Here is a 15,730-nt window from a genome sequence, read left to right on the forward strand (position 1 = left end):
CATAAATGTAGTCATCAAAGCCTTAATGTTTCAAGACGCCGCTGAAAAGATCGTCAGCTCCGCACAGGCTTCGCCGCCCGCAGCGCCGTGGAACTCAAGGGCGAGCGCGGGCCGTGGAGGAATGTCCAGGCGGGCGCGGGTCTGCGCGCGAGAAGAGCGGCATCCTCCTCGTCCACACGGGCATAGTCGAACGTCTGCGCCATTTTCGAGGAGAGGTAGGCGAGCGTGGCGCCCGGGCGATCGACGATGGCAATGGGAACGCTGCGGGCGATCTCCTGCCAGCGCTGCCATCGATCGAACGTCTTCAGGTTGTCCGCGCCCATGACCCAGACGAAATGAATGGCCGGGTTGCGCGCGCGGATCTTTTCGAGCGTCCGCGCCGTGTAGCTCTGGCCAAGCGACTGCTCGAACGCGGTGACCTTGATGCGCGGGTTTTCCGTGATGGCCTCGCTGAGCGCGATGCGATCGGCAAGCGGAGCCAGTTCGCGCCGGCTCTTCAACGGATTGCCGGGCGTTACCATCCACCAGAGCTGATCGAGCCGCAGGCGGCGCAAGGCGATGTCCGCCACCAGCACATGGCCGTCATGCGGGGGATTGAACGAGCCGCCGAAAAGGCCGACCGTCATGCCCGGCTCGACATGCGGCATCCGGAGATAACGTTCGGCGACGGCTTCGTTCTGCGTCACCTAGGGCCGAACCTGGCCGGTGCCGTGCACGCGATACTGGAAGGACGTCAACTGCTCGACGCCGACCGGCCCGCGCGCATGCATCTTGCCGGTGGAAATGCCGATCTCGCCGCCCATGCCGAACTCGCCGCCATCGGCGAACTGGGTCGAGGCATTGTGCAGGAGAATGGCGCTATCGATTTCGGTGAAGAAGCGGCCGACGACGTGCGGATCCTCGGCGATGACGGCTTCGGTGTGAGATGACGACCAGAGGCCGATATGCTCGATGGCCCCGGCAATGCCATCCACCATGCGCACGGCGATGATGGCGTCGAGATATTCGGTCGCCCAGTCCTCGTCCGTCGCAGCGATGAGGCCGGGAACGATGGCGCGAACCGTCTCATCGCCGCGTACCTCGCAGCCGGCGGCCTGCAGGGCCATGACAAGCGGCTCGACGAAGCGCCCCGCGCCGGCCTTGTCGATCAGCAGGGTTTCAGCCGATCCGCAGACGCCGGTACGTCGCATCTTGGCATTGACGATGATGGCGCGCGCCATGTCGAGATCGGCCGAAGCATCGACATAGACGTGGCAGAGGCCTTCGAGATGGGCAAACACGGGAACGCGGGCCTCGTTCTGCACGCGAGCGACGAGGCTCTTGCCGCCGCGAGGCACGATAACGTCGATCGTGCCGTTCAACCCGGTCAGCATGGCCCCGACAGCGGCGCGATCGGCAACGGGAACCATCTGGATCGCATGTTCGGGGAGGCCGGCCGCAGCCAGGCCTTCGAGCAGGCAGGCATGGATTGCCTGCGAGGAATTGAGACTATCGGAGCCGCCGCGCAAGATCACCGGATTGCCAGCCTTGAGGCAGAGCGCACCCGCATCCGCCGTCACGTTCGGCCGGCTCTCGTAGATGACGCCGATGACGCCGAGCGGCGTGCGAACGCGCTGGATGCGAAGGCCGTTCGGCCTGTCCCACTCCGCCATGACATCGCCAACCGGATCCGGCAGAGCGGCGATATCGCGGATGGCGCTCGCCATGTCCGCGACGCGGGTTTCGCTCAGCGTCAGCCGATCGATGAAGGAGGCGGCAACGCCGGTTTCCCGGGCGTTTTCCAGATCGAGCGCATTGGCGGCAAGAATCTGCGGGGTCCGCTTCAGGATCGCATCCGCCATGGCTTTGAGGGCGGCGGTTTTCTGATCCGGTGAGGCCATGGCAAGCGGGCGGGCCGATGCCTTCGCCTGCCGGCCGATGGTCGCCATCAGGTCCTGGATTTCGCGCTTGCGGGGATCGTCAAGCATGGATGTCGCTCCTCTCCGTTTCCTCGGTCACGGGCTCCCGAGACGCGGGCTCCCGAGACATCGGCTCCTGCGTCGCCCCGGTCATCACCAGATCGTCGCGATGCACCATGGCGGCACGCCCGGCATAGCCGAGAATATCCGCGATCTCTCCCGATTTTCGTCCCGCGATCTGCCGCGTTTCATCGGCATCGTAGCCGGCAAGGCCGCGGGCGATCTCGCGCCCGTTCGCGCTCAGGATCGCGATCGTATCGCCGCGACTGAAGGAGCCGGTGACGTCGCGCACGCCGGCCGGCAACAGGCTCTTGCCCGAGCGTAAGGCTGTTTCGGCGCCTGCATCGATGCTCAGGCTGCCGGAGGGCAGCAACTGCCCGGCAATCCATGTCTTGCGCGCAGTGACCGGCGTGGTGGAGGGCGCAAACCACGAGGAGCGGGCGCCTTCGCCAAGTGCGCTCAAGGGGTAGTCCACCTTGCCAGAGGCGATGATCATGGCGCAGCCCGCGCCCGTCGCCATCTTGCCCGCGTCAATCTTCGTGCGCATGCCGCCGCGCGACAGTTCCGATGCGGCCCCGCCGGCCATCGCCTCGATCTCGGGCGTGATGGACGGGATGATCTCGAGGAACTGCGCCTGCGGATCGAGATGCGGCGGTGCCGTGTACAGGCCATCGATATCGGAAAGGAGAATCAGCAGATCGGCGCCGATCATGGTGGCGACCCGCGCTGCCAGACGGTCATTGTCGCCGTAGCGGATCTCGCTCGTCGCGACCGTGTCGTTCTCGTTGATGATGGGAATGGCACCCATTTTCAGGAGCTGCTTCATGGTCGCGCGCGCATTGAGGTAACGGCGGCGCTCTTCCGTATCTCCGAGCGTCAGCAGCACCTGCCCGGCGATGATGGCATCCCGCGACAGGCTCTCCGACCAGGCGCGTGCGAGCGCGATCTGCCCGACGGCCGCCGCCGCCTGGCTTTCCTCCAGCTTGAGGGCGCCGGCCGGCAGCTTCAGCACAGAGCGGCCGAGTGCAATGGCGCCCGAGGAGACCACGAGAACGTCGACGCCCTTTGCCTTCAGGGCGGCGATGTCGGCGCAGATGGCATCGAGCCATGCTGTCTTCAGCCCGCTCGCCCGATCGACCAGCAGGGCCGATCCGATCTTGATGACGATCCGGCGATAGGTCGAAAGGGGCTTGCGGGCAGCGCGCATCAGTCGTCGCTCCCCGCCGTCTGGGCGGTGACGATGATGTCGCGCAGAGCGCGCAGCGTTTCCGTCATGCCGGTGCCGACGATGGCCGAAAGCAGGAATGGCGTCGTACCGCAAGCCTTCGCCAAGGCCTTCTGTTTCTTCTTGAGCTCCGTCGGATCGAGCGTATCGACCTGCGACAGCGCCACGATTTCCGGCTTGTCCGTCAGCTCGCCGCCATAGGCTTCCAGCTCGTGTTTTACAGTCTTGTAGGCCTTGGCCACATCCTCTTCCTGCCCGGAGACAAGATGGAGGAGGACACGCGTGCGCTCGACGTGGCCGAGGAAGCGGTCGCCAAGGCCGACGCCTTCATGCGCGCCTTCGATCAGGCCGGGAATATCGGCCAGAATGAATTCGCGTCCATCGATGGTGGCGACGCCCAGATTCGGGTGCAGCGTGGTGAAGGGGTAATTCGCGATTTTCGGCCGAGCGCGCGTGCAGGTGGCGAGGAACGTCGATTTGCCGGCGTTCGGCAGGCCTACGAGCCCGGCATCGGCGATCAGCTTCAGCCGCAGCCAGATGGTTTTTTCCTCACCCTCCAGCCCGGGATTGGCCCAGCTCGGCGCCTGGTTCGTGGCGGACTTGAAATGCGCATTGCCGAAGCCGCCATTGCCGCCCGCCGCGATGCGGAAGCGCTGCCCTTCGGTGATCATGTCGATGATCAGGGTTTCGCCGTCCTCCTCGAATATCTGCGTACCGACCGGCACTTTCAGCGTCACGTGATCGCCGCCAGCGCCTGTGCGGTTGCGGCCCATGCCGTGGATACCGGTGCCGGCCTTGAAATGCTGCTGGAAGCGGAAATCGATGAGCGTGTTCAGACCGTTGACGGCCTCCACCCAGACATCGCCGCCACGGCCGCCATCGCCGCCGTCCGGCCCGCCGAACTCGATGAACTTCTCGCGCCGGAAGGATACCGCGCCGGCACCCCCGTCGCCGGAGCGGATATAGACCTTAGCCTCATCAAGAAATTTCATCGTCGTGCCGTTCGTGGTTACTGCCGGAAATGCCGCCATCGATATAGGCGTGGCCCGGACAGGTCAAAGAAATCCTTCATGCCGGCGGCTCCAGCCTTGATGACTGAAGCCGCCCGCAGCGTCATGATCGTGCGGGCGTAAAAGCATCCCGTGTCAGATGCGTCTCGATCCGGTTCACCGTCGCGCCTCGCGCCGGGACATAGACATCCGAAATGCCCGAGATGGTGAAGCCGAGCTTTGCCTGAACCTTCAGCGAGGCCGTGTTGTCGGCAAAGACGCCGGAACGCACAGTGCTGTCCGGCCGTTCCCGGAAGAACGCATCGATGAGCGCCCATGCGGCTTCGCTCATGATGCCGCGGCCCCAGGCCTGCCGGTTCAGCCAGTAGCCGAGATGCCAGGCGTTCTGCTGCCTCTCGATCGAGACCACGCCGATATGAGCGCCGCCCTTCCCGGTGATGGCGGCGTTCCAGGCAGTGTCGCCATTCGCCTCCGTCTCCAGCCAATCCCGCGCGTCACCCGGATGATAGGGCTGGGGCACGCGCAGGAGCATGCGGGCGACATCGAAGTCGCAAAGCGAGGCGGTGATCGCCTCCGCATCGGAGAGAACATGCGGCCGCAAGGTCAGACGCGGTGTCCGGATGACCGGGCAGGGCGGCAGGTTTCCGGTTGTCCGGCTCATGGAGCCTGACATCTCGGGCCTGTGCCGTGCCGGCATGTCGAGGTCGAGCGTCATCGTCCGCCTCCCCAGCTTCTGAGCGAGATCCAGGTCTTGCGGTCCAGTCGGAACCATTCGACCGGCACCATGCCACCGAGCGCGAGGCTCCCGACCATGCCGCCACCCTGGTACTGAAAGCCGCACTTCTGGATGACCCGCCGCGAGGCGATGTTCATAACGCGGCAGCGTGCATCCAGCTGCGCGATGTCACGCGTGCGGAAAGCCATGTCGATCAGCGCCTGGGCTGCTTCCGTCGCATAGCCCTTGTTCCAGTGGGGCTCTCCCAACCAGTAGCCTAGCTCGGCCGTGCGCCCGTCCTCATGCGGCTCGACGCCGCAGCACCCGAGAAATGCGCCTGTGTCCGCTTTGGTGATGGCGTAGACGCACTTGCCAATCGTGCCGGCATTCGTGCGTCGCACGAAATCCGCGGCATCCGCCACCGTGTAGGGATGCGGCATGCGCGAAACCATGGTGGCGATGTTGGCGTTGTTGGCAAGATGGGCAAGGGCGTCGATATCGTCTTCATGGGGCGCGCGCAGCACGAGCCTTGGTGACAATAATATCGGGCAATCGGTCCTTGTCCGTTGCGGCCTTGGCCGCTCTTCGGGAGACCTTGACCGGTCTTCCCGTAACAATTCGCTCTGCATGTCTCGTCCTCCAGACGTGAAAAAAGGGGAGCTGGGTCTTGCCCCATCTCCCCTTTTGTCGTGGTCTGAACCTGAAACGGCCAGCCGGGTCGATGAGACGCCGGCTGTTTTAGAGCGCTACCGGCTTATTCCGCTGCTTCTGCTTTCGGCATCACCGAGACGTACACGCGGCCATTGGCCTTCGTGCGGAAGTCCACGTTGCCTGTCGTCAGCGAGAAAATGGTGTGGTCCTTGCCGAGGCCGACATTGGCGCCCGGATGCCACTTCGTCCCGCGCTGGCGCAGGATGATGTTGCCTGGAATGACGGCTTCGCCGCCGAACTTCTTCACGCCAAGGCGCTTGGATTCCGAATCGCGACCGTTACGCGACGAACCGCCAGCTTTTTTGTGTGCCATGGGTCTTCTCCTTTAAACCTTCGATCGATCTTACTTGGCGCCTACGATGTCCAGGATACGGACAGTCGTCTGGTGCTGGCGATGGCCGCGCGTGCGCTTGGAGTTCTGGCGACGGCGCTTCTTGAAGGCGATAACCTTCTTGGCGCGACCATGGCTGACGACTTCTGCGCTGACGATAGCGCCTTCGACGAAGGGAAGGCCGATCGTGGCGTCGGCGCCGACGCCGACCATCAGGATCTCGGTGAATTCAATCTTGTCGCCTTCGGCGCCATCCAGCTTTTCGATGGTGATGACGTCGTTTGCGGCTACGCGGTACTGCTTACCGCCGGTCTTGATGACTGCGAACATGTCTTGTCCTTGTCTGTTCGGTCCGGCTCTGCCTCTTCGAGCGAAGAGAACGGCCGTCTTTTTATCAGTCGGAATGGCCAAGGGAAGGTTCTCCCCGGCCCACGAAACGAACATCCTTTCGAACATTCGGTCTGATGCGGCACCGCAACCCCATGACGGAATTCGCACCACTTCAGATGCGCCCGTTACGCGAGCTTTAGAAAACTGTCAAGATAAAACCCCTCAAATCCCTCAAATTCAAGCCTTTCCCCCTCTTGCCATCCCCCCGAACTGCCGCTATGAACCGCGTCGCGCTCCCAGAGCGCCATCTGACCCCGCGGAGAGGTGGCAGAGTGGTCGAATGCACCGCACTCGAAATGCGGCATGCCTGCAAGGGCATCGTGGGTTCAAATCCCACCCTCTCCGCCACTTCCCATTGATTTCATTGCGTAAATTTCCGTTCTTGGTCGCTCGCCCTAGAGTTTACCCAAGCGCGGCTCTACGCGTGTCCGCTTGGCTTCCTTGCGCTGTGCATTGACGCGGTTCCACGCACGAATTTTGCTGGGTCGCCCGCCTCTATCGGAGATATACTATGATTATGTATGTCACTTGTATGTCACCATAGTCTATATCCTTGAATATCAGGATTACACGAGACGTGGACAATATGTTAAAAGCAATGATCGTGAATAAATTGCATGGTCTATATTGACAGTCTTATTCCTTCATCTCATCATGTACCCTCACTAGATTGAGGGTGAACATGACGAATGAATTTCCTGTTCTAAGCATCAAGGAGGCGGCGGAATACTTGCGCTCGTCGAGGGGTCAGATATACGCGCTGCTGCGGCGGGGTGAACTGGACGCGGTCAAGGTTGGCGGGCGTACGCTCATTCATCGCACGGACCTCCAGCGCCTGATTGGAACCGCCGGTAAGCCTTTCGTCGCCGGTATTGCCAGGAACCCGGCCGGCCGCGGACGACGTGCAGATCCTGATCTCGGAATTTTCGGATGACCCAGCGCGCTCGAACAACGCGGAATAACCGCAAATCAGAGCATGGCCCATCGGCACCGTTGTTCGTCGAGTTCCGACCCATGCGGTTCGTCGAGTTCCGACCCATGCGGTTCGCCGACATGATCCCAGGCTACGAGTATCGGCCCGACCTGATGCTGTTGCGCATGCAAACGCCGCCTTTGGCTGACGGGGGTGGGCAGTACGCTATGTCTCTTGAGGTGCCCGTGTGGGTGCCGCCTGAGTACCGGGCGCCAAGTGCCGAGAACATCCGGCTCGCCCTGGCGCTCGTTGAGGCACAGAACCCGGATGCAGCCCGGCAGCTCGAGCACCTGAAGGCCGCGGCCCGCACGCCGGCGGCCCGGCGCTACGCTGCTGCGCATCCGCTCTTCCGTAACGCTGTCCAGGGAGGCGGCCATGTCGATCAAGCATAATCCGCCTCACGGCACAATTCTGGCGAAGTATGTCGAGGAATTGAATGCTCTCTGGCACAAACAGCTTTGGGATAGCGAAGACGAGCGCTATCGCGCTCTGGGCATATATAGCCTGAAGCAGCAGGAATTACGGTCTTGGAAATGGCCGGAGCACATTTTCATTCAGGAAATTGTGCTGCCGCTTATTGAGGCGCAGAACGGCGCCGCAGCAGTGCAGGCGCACCTTGAAACGCCTTCGACGCTCCGGGACTACGCTAAACTACATGCAGAGAGGCTCGAACGGGAGGCCGCTGCGCATAGGCGGGGCCCGCAGGAAGTGAGCACGGCATGGGCGGCCGAGTTGGCTATCCTTGCAACGCTGATGACTTGCTATGTCGGCGGTCGTTCGCTGAACGAGAACTTCAAACGGGTCGGCGAAAAGCTTGGCGTCGACCGCGGTGTCGTCCGCCGGATCTTCAGAAGCAAGGCAGGGAAAATGCTTTTTGAAGACGACGGCCCTGCAGCGCTGAAGGCGGTATCCAACGTCCTCGGTATCGCCTCCGGCCGTCGATTTGGTCGAATTGATCCTCCACGATCGCCTCTATTATCGAACAAACCATCATTGCACCTTGTCCGCTCGAGAGAAGAGGACGGAGCATGAAGGTGCAATTGGACGACACATTTCTTACCGTCAGCGAAGCCGCAACACGGGCGGGTAGGTGCCAGGGCTGGATTTACGACCGGGTGGCCGATGGCCGTTTACCTGCAGACCGCAGCCGCGGCCGCATACTGATCGACGTCCGTGATGTTGATCGCCTGGTGCTGGCGGATACCTCGCGCCTTACTGCAGCCGCGACGCGCCGGAAGCGGAAGGCTGAAGCGCTGCGTCGCCAGTTCCGCGTCATCAACAACGCTTGACCCCAAAAGGAAAGGCCGGCGCGCGGGCAATGCGCAACCGGCCGAAAGGCACTTTCCAATGCATTCCCAGAATACCACATCGCCGCCGCAGGCACAAATACCGCAATTGTCGTTTCGTCAGCAGCAAGCGGCAGCCCAAGCCTTAGATGGATCGGTTCCGACGGTGCCGGAAATCACCTTCAGGCGCCTCCGTGAGTATGGCTATAGGAATATCCTACCCATTATACCGCCTGACGCGCCCTTGCATGAGAAGTCGCGCCTTGCGAAGCTCGCAGGCACGACAAACGACGCTCGAGGCAAAACGCCCGGCATCGAACGGAACGGCAAATGGACAGGGCTTAGCGAGTGGCAAACGATTGTTGCGACTGACGAGCATCTGGACGAGTGGTTTGGCATGGGCGCCGGGGTCGGCCTGCGGATGGGCGACGGACTTATTTCGGTCGACATCGACGCTGCGGATCTTGGAACCGCAAACGCGATCGAGGCCGACGCGCTCGACATTCTTGGACCATCTCCCATGCGTGTCGGACGATGGCCGCGGCGCGCGCTGTTCTACAGCATCACGAAAGACGTGCCTTACCAGCAGATTGTCTTTGCGGGTGTCGATGGAGATGACGAAAAGATAGAGATCGCGGCGCGCGGGCGGCAGATGGTTGTTGCCGGCGTGCACCCGAAGACAGGCAAGTTCTACGAATGGCGTCGGCCTCTTGTCGCTATCGATAAGCTGACGTGCATCACGCCCCAAAAGCTGGCCGATTTCATAGCTTCGCAGGAAGCGAAGCTGCCAAGAGCGAAACACAGCAAGCATGAGGCCGCTTCGGAACGACAAAACATCGACCAGGCAGGACTTCTCGGCAAGCCTGAGCTTGTCGAGCGTGCTGCGAAGGCGCTCCCGAACAACCGTGACCTTTTCCCTGATCGCGACGATTACATCCGCGTCGGCGTCGCGCTCAAAGCTGCGTTGCCGCATCATGAGCGCTTGGCTTTCGATCTATGGTGTGACTGGGCGGCCAAAGACGAGGGCGGTACTCCTGAACTATGGGAAAAGGACTGGGGCGGTATAAAGCCTCCTTATGGTCTGGGTGCGGGATGGCTTTACGAGAAGGCTGACCGATTTGCATCCGACGACACGTTTTCCGTTGCCGAAGTTTGGTTCAACGACCTCGATGATCCCGACAACCCATTCGCCACGCTGCCTTCCTCTGAGACAACCGCCGCGCCGATGATACGCGCAACGCCTTACGACTTTCCGGAACCGGGCCGGATCCAGCCGCGCCAATGGCTTTATGGCCAGCATTATATCCGAAAATTTGTCTCAGCGACGGTTGCCCCTTCCGGGGTCGGCAAATCGTCCCTCGAAATTGTAGAGGCGTTGGCGATGACATCTGGAAAGCCTCTGCTCGGCGTAGAGCCGAAGGGGCAGTTCCGCGTGTGGCTTTGGAACGGAGAAGACCCGCGCGACGAACTGGACAGACGCATAGGTGCTGCGATGCTGCATTACGGGTTATCTTCGGATGATATCGGTGACCGCCTTTTTGTCGATAGTGGCCGGGACACTGAAATTTTGCTGGCCAGTGACACACGCGAAGGCGCGAAGATATCGGTGCCTGTCGCGCAAGCGGTCCTTCAGCAGATCCAGCAAAATAAAATAGACGTGCTGCAGATCGACCCGTTCGTTTCCTCGCATCGGGTGTCCGAAAACGATAACGGCGCGATCGACGCCGTTACTAAGCAATGGGCGAAAATCGCCGACGTCGGAAACTGCTCGGTCGAACTCGTGCACCACGTCAGGAAGTTGAACGGGCAAGAGATCACCGTTGAAGACAGTCGCGGGGCGTCAGCCTTGCTTGCTACTTCTCGTTCAGCGCGGGCCATCAGCCGCATGACCAGGCAAGAAGGGCTTAAGCTAGGGCTGGAGGCCGCGCACAAGCGCTTGTTTCGTTTCGGCGACGGGAAGAACAATCTGGCACTTCCAGCCGACGACAAAACACGCTGGTTCGAGCTGGTAAATCGTCCGCTCGGCAACGGATCCGGCGATGCTGCAGACGCTTTCTTGAACGGCGACCAAGTCGGCGTTGTAACAAGTCGGACTGTCTCGTCTGAGGCAGTGGAGGTCGATTACGACGAACAAGCGGCTGCTCTTGATATCATTCGTGCCGGCGAATGGCGTCGCGACGTGCGAGCAGGCGAAGCTTGGGTCGGCGTCGCCATTGCTCAAGCGATGGGGTTGGACGTCCAAGACGCGGAGGACAAAGGTCGAATAAGCAGCATTGTGTCCGATTGGATCAAGAGCAAGAGGCTTGTCGAGTTCAATAGGAAAGACGCCAGCAGGAAGCAAAGAACCTTTGTTCGAGTGGCGGAGGGACAAGATGTCCGCGAAAACAGCATTTTTGGGTGATTTGCGCCAGTGCGCCAGTCCTCAAATAACTGGCGCAAGAACTGGCGCAAACCTGTACTGCGCCAGTGCGCCAGTGCGCCAGTCCCTATTTATAGGACTGGAGCACACTGGAGCGGCGCAACGGCTCAAAAGACGAGTGACCCTTCCAATAACTGGCGCAATTCTTCAGGATCAAAACAAGGCCGTCGCATGGACATTCTGTCCAGAACGGTTGCTTCCCGAACTGGCCGTCTTGGGGTCGTGGGTTCGATCGCTGCATCTGTCTGCGCTGAACATCGGTATACCCCATCGGGGCTTTTCTCGAACAGGGCGGGGTTGATCATGGCCAAGCCCACGCGCACGCCCGGCTGGTCGCAGTCCGCCGCGTTCCGCGCTATTGGTAGAGCGGCGATCACCGCCTGGAACCTGAAACGCGCGACGCTGCCGACGTGCACCGCAAAGGCGAAGCGGACGGGCGAGCAATGCCGGCAGCTGCCCATGACCAACGGCAAATGCCGCTTTCACGGCGGCGCGACGCCGCGCGGTGACAAGTTCCACGTCACAAGCTTGCCGAGCGCTAAGGGCCCCGATGGCGGAGAGAAGAAGCTTCAGGCGAAGCTCCGTCAGGTCAGGCGCGATCAGAAACGTCGGGAAGCGCGCCTTGCGGCCATGACGCCGGCCGAACGCGAGCGCCACGACGCTTGGCACAAAGCCAGGCAACCGGGCCCCGCGGCACCCCGCGCGGAGAAGCGCCGTCAGCGGGCTATGGCGAAAGAGATCCGGCAGGCCGCCGCGTTGCCCGAGGTCTTCAGCCCGGAAGCAGCCGAGCTACAGCGCAAGATCGACCGCCTGGAAGCCCTGCTTGCGGCCTCAAGTATCGACACCGCGGACATAGATATTTTTCAGTAGGAGCAAATATGCAGGAAGTGGTCGAAACGCAGCGTGAACTGCTGAGGCGAATTCAGACCGAAGGCGTGTTGGTCGCCTACGAAACCGCGCTCGACGTTTGCCGCTCTCCGAAGAGCACGAGCCCGGCAAGAGCGACCGCGGCAGCCACGCTGTTTCGTGTCGCTGGATATTTCAACGCCCCCACGACTGCCGCGGGCGGGAAAGAGCCGCACGAGATGACGGCGGATGAGCTCGCGTCAGCTATCGGCAATCTGGAAACGAACTTGCGGCGCCGTGACTTGGGGATCTTCGATTGACGACGTGCATCCGCCAACCAAAGCCTACAGGCCCCAATCCCGAAGGCCAGTTTCCGCGGCGTTCCTGTCGGAGCGCACCCGAATGACCGTCTGACGCGTGAGGCCAGAAGCCTTTGCGATCTCCGAAGGACCGGCACCGGCGTCGAGCATTTCGGTTATCATGTTGAACTGCGGCCGCGAATAGGATGGTTTCCGCCCCCGGTAGGCCTTGGGCTGGTCCTGCGCCTTCTTATGGGCGATGCCGGCTTTCTGGGCCTCCTTCGTCGCTTCGGATTGCGCTTGGGCCATTGCCGCCATGAAGCCGATCAGCGCGTCGCGGACCGCCATTGCCATTGGGTCGCGCGTCGCACCATCAAACGTCATGTTGTTGATGACCGTCCGGACAATCACGCCGCGCTTAAGGAACTCCCGAAGGCTAGCCGTCACGTCATCGTAGTTCCGCCCCAGGCGATCGACCCAGCGCACGACAAGGGTGTCGCCTCGGCGAAGCATATCGAAAAGACGTCGGCCCTGTGCGCGGTCGGCGAGTGGAATGTTCACACCGGAGACGCCATGATCTGCCACGACCTCATCGATCACATGCCCCGCCTGTTCGGCCTGCGTGATCTGATGTTCGAGGGTTTGATCGCTTGTGGAGACGCGAGCATAGAAAACGGTTCTGGTCATGATCAATCCTGCGTCAATGTCCGTTTGGGTGTGTACTTTGATAATAGTGTACGCTGATATGATGTCAACCCATGCGGACATGTCCGTGTGCGGATAATCAGCTGTCCGCGGCGGTATACCCTTGCGGACATGCGAGTGCGGACACGCGAATGCTAATCGGGCAAGCTTTTAAGGTCTGCTAAGGTCCAGCATTGCTTCTCGACGTCCAAACAGGTGACAGTGCCGAGACGCTCCATGGCACGAAGACGTGCTCTTATCTTTGCGTGCGAATGACCGGTTGCCTTGTTGAGTTCGAAGACGGTTTTCCTTCCTCCGTCTCGCAGCAGCGCCATGAGTTCCAGATGGTCTGATCTGTCACTTGGCAAGCCTGCCCAGCGCGGGTTCTCCGGCTGCCACTTGCCGTCTATGCGCTCTTCAGTCGGGCTGTTAATCCAATCATCGGATAGCCCTGTCCAATCTGGTAGACGATAACCTGCAAGTTGCCTGCCCGTTGCAAACTCTGGCAACGCCGCTTGCGCGAAGTCCAATGCGCACAGCAAGGCATCTCTGTCGTTCGGCAAGCGTTCCGATGCACTGTGCGCGATCGAAAGATAGGACGCCATACTTGGGAGCTTGCCGCCGCTTCGCGCGAACGAGGTCAGGATCATGCCCTGTATGATGAAAAGGAACTCTTGCGATTTTCTCGTGCTATCCATGGCGACGTTATTAACGCTGGACCACGCTTCGGTAAACCAACCTATCTAACTGTATTATCTGTAGAAAGACATTGGCAGACAGTCGCGTCGTTGCCCGGTAGGTTGCCGGACGAGACCCCGGCCACCCCGGGGACCGCCCCCCGGCATAGTCGCCGCGAGCCCGCGGAAACGGCATCAGAAGCCCTTACCAAAATCCGCCCCGCTGGAACTTTCAGGCCCGTCCCTGCGAGCCGAATAGTGTTCGAAACCGCCAAGCACGTTTGCCCATTTCTTCGAACAGGGGAACGCATGATCATCCGACCATGATGAACGAGCGCCTTGCCCTCAAAGCCACACTCCCCGGAGACGCCGAAGCTCCCGACGAACGAACCGTCGAGCGGGCGGAGAACATCGTGTGCGCCTTCGCGCGGGTCAGGGTGCAGCCCCAGGCCGACGCCGCGGCGAACCTGTCGGAAGCGATCTACAGCCTGCAGGCGGCCGTCGGAGCCAACGCCCCGCGGCTTCCGGTCGAGCTCCGCGATCGGCTAATCAACGAAATCCGGGTCGCGGCGCCGATCATTCAGGACGTGTTCTCTCTCGAACCGACCGAGCTGATGGAACGGTGCATCCGCGCGCTGTTCCTCAACGTCGAGTTCTGGGCCATGTTGCCAGGTGAACGCAACAAGAGCCGGCATCTGATGACGGATGCGACGGCGCACGCGCGTTGGCTTCGTAATGCCGCGCACAACCAGGTCCTGCTCCAGGAAATTAACGAAAGAGCCCGGAAACGCCGTGTCGCGCTGGTCCGTGCGCTGGCATCTGCGCAGGAATTCTGCTATGCAAAACGCTCTCGCTAATTGCGGAATTCGAGGCACCGCGCTCACCACTTCCGGTCACGACCGGAAGGACGTCAACCAACATCAAGCCAACGCGGCAGCCCATGCGCTGCCTTGCTCGATGTGGTCGTTATGGAGCGCCTATGCCCGCTGAGACCTTCCCTGAATTTTCCTATTCGAACGCGCCCACCGCGGTCCTTGGCACGAACACCACGCAAATTGCGACAATGGCCGCCGTGAAGGCAGCATTCGACATAACCGACGGAGGGTCCATCTGATGGCTTCAACCCCTACTCGCTTCCAGACCCGTCGCACGCCCACGGCCGGCAAGGTCTTCGCGCCCAGCGAGCTTCTCGAGGGCGAACTCGGGTTGAACATGCCTGACCAGAAGCTGCACGCGAAAGACGCGAGCGGCAATGTGTTCCAGGTTGCTCCGTCGCTGAAGGACACCGGACCACAGAACATTAAAAATCACGGCGCCCGAATGATTACCGGCGTCGATGACACGGCCGCGGTGGCCAAGGCTTACGCTGCCGCGCCGAGTGGGGGCACGATCGAAGTCCCGCCCGGCAAGTTCAATATTTCGGCATGGCCAACGGGTATCAAGGCCGGCGACAAAGCAAAGCTCTGGCAGTTCCACGGTGCGACGTCCGGCGAAAGCGGCAACCCGGTTATCGGCGTCTACAGCGGCGCCGACACGCAGGAGTTCTTCGGTCTCGGGTCGAAGTTCTTCCTGCGCACCGCCAGCTATCCGAATGCAGGCCCTATCGTCCGCATTGACGGAAAGTTTGATCACGTTGGCGGCGTCGAAGGCAACGTCATAAACAGTTTTCTCGTCAACACGACCATCGAGACGAACTCGCCTAACTTTGTATGGGGCGGCCTATTCGTCACATCCAGCAAGGGGCGAGGCGGCGGTCAGCATGCAGGCCTTGTATCCGCGATGAAGCGGCCGGCCGACGCTTTGGCTGATGGCCTCGGGCCGCGCGATCAGATCTTTGGCAATTACACCGAAGTGATGGACCTGCCTGAAGTCCTTGATGCGGATACCGCCGGGTCAACAGTGGGTTATGAGTTGGACCTGTTCTGCCATGGGACGGATCTGCTTCGTCGGAGGCAAGTTCTGAGCATCAACATCGGCAAACCTTATAATATGGGGTCGGATGGTGAAGTTGGCCGCGGTGTCCATCTCAACACCAATAACGCAGGGTCATATTTCGGAACTATGTTCAGCGCCACGGCCAACTTTAGAATTGCCGCGATCGATCTCACAGAGTAAGCCCACGGTGAGGGCCGTCTTGCGAGGTTGATGCGAACATCGGAAGTCCTAGTGCAAACACTAGGAGTAGTCCTATGACCAAGCATCCGAT

General features: G+C 61.1%; 19 protein-coding genes and 1 tRNA gene. 10 read left to right on the plus strand and 10 right to left on the minus strand.

What is annotated here, in order from left to right:
- Window positions 1–53 precede the first annotated feature (53 nt).
- The 8 genes from BSG19_RS22440 to rplU form a co-directional block, all read right to left on the minus strand.
- On the minus strand, window positions 54–647 hold the full coding sequence (locus BSG19_RS22440; RefSeq protein WP_092990259.1) for a nicotinate-nucleotide adenylyltransferase: 594 nt from the start codon (window positions 645–647) through the stop codon (window positions 54–56).
- 39 nt (window positions 648–686) lie between these two features.
- Window positions 687–1,967, minus strand: a complete 1,281-nt coding sequence (locus BSG19_RS22445) for a glutamate-5-semialdehyde dehydrogenase (RefSeq protein ID WP_092990227.1) — start codon at window positions 1,965–1,967, stop codon at window positions 687–689.
- A complete protein-coding gene (proB, locus tag BSG19_RS22450) occupies window positions 1,960–3,165 on the minus strand; it encodes a glutamate 5-kinase (protein WP_092990228.1) in 1,206 nt (401 codons plus the stop codon). Before proB ends, BSG19_RS22445 begins: the two co-directional genes overlap by 8 nt.
- Window positions 3,165–4,175 carry a GTPase ObgE gene (obgE, locus tag BSG19_RS22455; RefSeq protein WP_092990260.1) on the minus strand — a complete coding sequence of 337 codons (1,011 nt, stop codon included), beginning with the start codon at window positions 4,173–4,175 and terminating at the stop codon, window positions 3,165–3,167. Before obgE ends, proB begins: the two co-directional genes overlap by 1 nt.
- A gap of 121 nt (window positions 4,176–4,296) precedes the next feature.
- Complete coding sequence (locus BSG19_RS22460) at window positions 4,297–4,866, minus strand: GNAT family N-acetyltransferase (RefSeq protein ID WP_244529389.1); 570 nt, start codon at window positions 4,864–4,866, stop codon at window positions 4,297–4,299.
- A 38-nt stretch (window positions 4,867–4,904) separates the two neighbouring features.
- Window positions 4,905–5,537 (minus strand): GNAT family N-acetyltransferase, encoded by a 633-nt coding sequence (locus BSG19_RS22465; RefSeq protein ID WP_092990230.1) that lies wholly within the window; start codon window positions 5,535–5,537, stop codon window positions 4,905–4,907.
- Window positions 5,538–5,662: 125 nt separating this feature from the next.
- Window positions 5,663–5,932, minus strand: coding sequence for a 50S ribosomal protein L27 (gene rpmA / locus BSG19_RS22470; RefSeq protein WP_062477551.1), 270 nt, complete (start codon window positions 5,930–5,932; stop codon window positions 5,663–5,665).
- A gap of 30 nt (window positions 5,933–5,962) precedes the next feature.
- Entirely contained in the window at window positions 5,963–6,280 is a 318-nt protein-coding gene (rplU, locus tag BSG19_RS22475) for a 50S ribosomal protein L21 (protein WP_092990231.1), read from the minus strand.
- 318 nt (window positions 6,281–6,598) lie between these two features.
- Between rplU and BSG19_RS22480 the strand changes: the two genes are divergently transcribed.
- From BSG19_RS22480 to BSG19_RS22510, 8 genes are all read left to right on the plus strand, one after another.
- Window positions 6,599–6,688, plus strand: a tRNA-Ser gene (locus BSG19_RS22480).
- A gap of 334 nt (window positions 6,689–7,022) precedes the next feature.
- Window positions 7,023–7,274 (plus strand): helix-turn-helix domain-containing protein, encoded by a 252-nt coding sequence (locus BSG19_RS22485; RefSeq protein WP_092990232.1) that lies wholly within the window; start codon window positions 7,023–7,025, stop codon window positions 7,272–7,274.
- Window positions 7,271–7,705 carry a hypothetical protein gene (locus BSG19_RS22490; RefSeq protein WP_092990233.1) on the plus strand — a complete coding sequence of 145 codons (435 nt, stop codon included), beginning with the start codon at window positions 7,271–7,273 and terminating at the stop codon, window positions 7,703–7,705. Before BSG19_RS22485 ends, BSG19_RS22490 begins: the two co-directional genes overlap by 4 nt.
- A complete protein-coding gene (locus BSG19_RS22495) occupies window positions 7,689–8,345 on the plus strand; it encodes a hypothetical protein (protein WP_092990234.1) in 657 nt (218 codons plus the stop codon). Before BSG19_RS22490 ends, BSG19_RS22495 begins: the two co-directional genes overlap by 17 nt.
- On the plus strand, window positions 8,342–8,602 hold the full coding sequence (locus BSG19_RS26200; RefSeq protein WP_170866078.1) for a helix-turn-helix domain-containing protein: 261 nt from the start codon (window positions 8,342–8,344) through the stop codon (window positions 8,600–8,602). Before BSG19_RS22495 ends, BSG19_RS26200 begins: the two co-directional genes overlap by 4 nt.
- A gap of 58 nt (window positions 8,603–8,660) precedes the next feature.
- Complete coding sequence (locus BSG19_RS22500) at window positions 8,661–11,000, plus strand: AAA family ATPase (protein ID WP_170866079.1); 2,340 nt, start codon at window positions 8,661–8,663, stop codon at window positions 10,998–11,000.
- A gap of 321 nt (window positions 11,001–11,321) precedes the next feature.
- Window positions 11,322–11,888, plus strand: a complete 567-nt coding sequence (locus BSG19_RS22505; protein WP_139274810.1) for an HGGxSTG domain-containing protein — start codon at window positions 11,322–11,324, stop codon at window positions 11,886–11,888.
- A gap of 8 nt (window positions 11,889–11,896) precedes the next feature.
- A complete protein-coding gene (locus BSG19_RS22510) occupies window positions 11,897–12,184 on the plus strand; it encodes a hypothetical protein (RefSeq protein WP_092990237.1) in 288 nt (95 codons plus the stop codon).
- Between the two features lie 24 nt (window positions 12,185–12,208).
- On the opposite strand, the gene BSG19_RS22515 is transcribed toward BSG19_RS22510, so the two are convergent.
- A complete protein-coding gene (locus tag BSG19_RS22515) occupies window positions 12,209–12,850 on the minus strand; it encodes a recombinase family protein (protein WP_092990238.1) in 642 nt (213 codons plus the stop codon).
- A 152-nt stretch (window positions 12,851–13,002) separates the two neighbouring features.
- Window positions 13,003–13,545: a hypothetical protein gene (locus BSG19_RS22520; protein ID WP_092990239.1), complete on the minus strand. Its 543-nt coding sequence runs from the start codon at window positions 13,543–13,545 to the stop codon at window positions 13,003–13,005.
- 302 nt (window positions 13,546–13,847) lie between these two features.
- Here BSG19_RS22520 and BSG19_RS22525 point away from each other — a divergent pair, with 302 nt between their 5' ends.
- Both BSG19_RS22525 and BSG19_RS22530 read left to right on the plus strand, forming a co-directional pair.
- Window positions 13,848–14,381 (plus strand): hypothetical protein, encoded by a 534-nt coding sequence (locus BSG19_RS22525; RefSeq protein WP_092990240.1) that lies wholly within the window; start codon window positions 13,848–13,850, stop codon window positions 14,379–14,381.
- Window positions 14,382–14,637: 256 nt separating this feature from the next.
- The gene (locus BSG19_RS22530) at window positions 14,638–15,639 is read left to right on the plus strand and encodes a hypothetical protein (protein ID WP_092990241.1); all 1,002 of its coding nucleotides are present in this window, start codon (window positions 14,638–14,640) and stop codon (window positions 15,637–15,639) included.
- Window positions 15,640–15,730 lie beyond the last annotated feature (91 nt).

It is taken from the genome of Rhizobium sp. NFR03 (assembly GCF_900111275.1).
In the GTDB taxonomy this organism is placed as follows: Bacteria; Pseudomonadota; Alphaproteobacteria; order Rhizobiales; family Rhizobiaceae; genus Ferranicluibacter.